General features: G+C 34.9%; 1 protein-coding gene and 1 pseudogene. Both read left to right on the forward strand.

The genetic code is table 11. From position 1 onward, the window contains the following. Window positions 1-84 precede the first annotated feature (84 nt). A pseudogene (locus OZD66_RS05335) lies at window positions 85-1,107 on the forward strand (M24 family metallopeptidase); the annotation flags it as partial. A gap of 121 nt (window positions 1,108-1,228) precedes the next feature. Further along, complete coding sequence (locus OZD66_RS05340) at window positions 1,229-1,594, forward strand: hypothetical protein (RefSeq protein WP_182367152.1); 366 nt, start codon at window positions 1,229-1,231, stop codon at window positions 1,592-1,594. Window positions 1,595-1,822 lie beyond the last annotated feature (228 nt).

The raw sequence follows: 1,822 nt of genomic DNA on the forward strand, positions 1-1,822 counted from the left end.
TATGTAAAATTATTAAAGATTACGGAGGAAATATGCTATTTTGATTTGTGTAAAAATTATTGTTGACTTATGTGCAATTAGAGAACTATAGAAGCAAATTTAGGCAATCATATAAATATTTTTGATATTAGTGAGCTAGAAAATTCGCTGCACAAGCTAAATTCAATAGTTATAGATCCAAACACAACTCCAATGAGTATTATGGCTGTAATAAAAGATAAACAGGTAGCTGAAAGAGAGGATCCTTGTCTAATTTATAAAGAAGTAAAAAACCAAACTGAAATAGCTGGGGCTATAAATGCGCACATCAGAGATGGAGTGGCAGTTACAAACTTTCTACATTGGCTTGAAAATAATGTTGGTACAGAGCTTGAAGCTGAAGAGAAACTCTTAGAATACAGAAAAGAGCAGAATTTGTTTAAGCAACTAAGTTTTCCAACAATTTCAGCACTTAATGAGAATGGAGCAATAATTCACTATCGTGCAAGCAGTAAGACGAATAAGGTAATTCAGAAAAGTGGACTATATTTGATTGACTCTGGTGGTCAGTACCTTGACGGTACAACTGATGTGACAAGAACTGTAGTGGTTGGTAATCCGACCAATGAGCAAATAACCCACTATACAATAGTGTTGAAAGCTCACATTGCTATAGCAAGTGTCATCTTTCCTCCTGGCACTACTGGTGGAAAATTGGATATATTGGCACGTACGCATTTATGGAAATTTGGAATGGACTATATGCATGGTACAGGGCATGGAGTAGGAAGTTACTTATCAGTACACGAAGGACCACAAGCAATATCAAAGGGAAATAAAGTGAAACTCACGCCAGGCATGATGCTTTCCAACGAACCTGGTTATTACATTTCGGGAGAGTATGGAATAAGAATTGAAAATCTGATGTATGTTGATAAACATGAAAATGGTTTCTTGGGATTTAAACAACTAACCTCCATTCCATATGATAGAAGGCTAATAGATGTGCAAATGCTTACTAAAGATGAAATTGAATGGATAAATGGCTACCATCAGTTTGTCTATAAAAACTTAGAAAATAGCATAAAAGATAAGGAATGGTTAAAGAAGGTATGTGACCCTTTATAAGCAAAGGAGCATTTTTTATTATTTAAAAAGTATTAATGCAATTGTGACAGGTATTTTGTATTGTTTTTAATTTTAAAATAATATATAACAGAGAACACGTATTTTTAGGTAGGTTATAATTATGATAGACAAAGGGCAAGAAGATGAATTTATGAAGCAGTATATGGATATTTGCAAAGAGCAAATAGAAAAATTAGCCAAGGATCCTGAATTGCTTAATCAGACTTTAAAACCATTTATGCAGATGTCTCAGCAGCTTATGGCTGGCGGTATGTTAGAAGGGGCTATGCCCAACATGATATCTGATTTGGGTAGTATGGATATCAGCAAGATGATTGCTCAGATGAGGGAAATGATTGACTACATAAGAGGTAACTATAAGGAACTAATGAAAGAGCACAGCTCGCAGATTCAAGAGCTTGATGAATCCAGTAAAAAGCTAAGAGGCTTAGTTAAAAAATTGATAGAAAAGATCGAAAGTAAATAAATAACATCTGGATTTCTGTCATTTTATATACAACTTTCTAGTTGGACGGTAGGTCGAACTGATGTCATGCAGGTAGCTGACACTGGTTCCTTTATGACGGCAGTGCCCAGAGGTGTCATCCCAGTGCTTGACACTGGAATGGCTTTGTTGCATAGCAACTGAAAAAATCTGGTGGCTACTGACAAAATTCATTATAAAATAGCCATTTAACCTTGAAAGAAAAAATAT

The organism is Wolbachia endosymbiont of Drosophila baimaii, from assembly GCF_028982185.1.
In the GTDB taxonomy this organism is placed as follows: domain Bacteria; phylum Pseudomonadota; class Alphaproteobacteria; order Rickettsiales; family Anaplasmataceae; genus Wolbachia; species Wolbachia pipientis.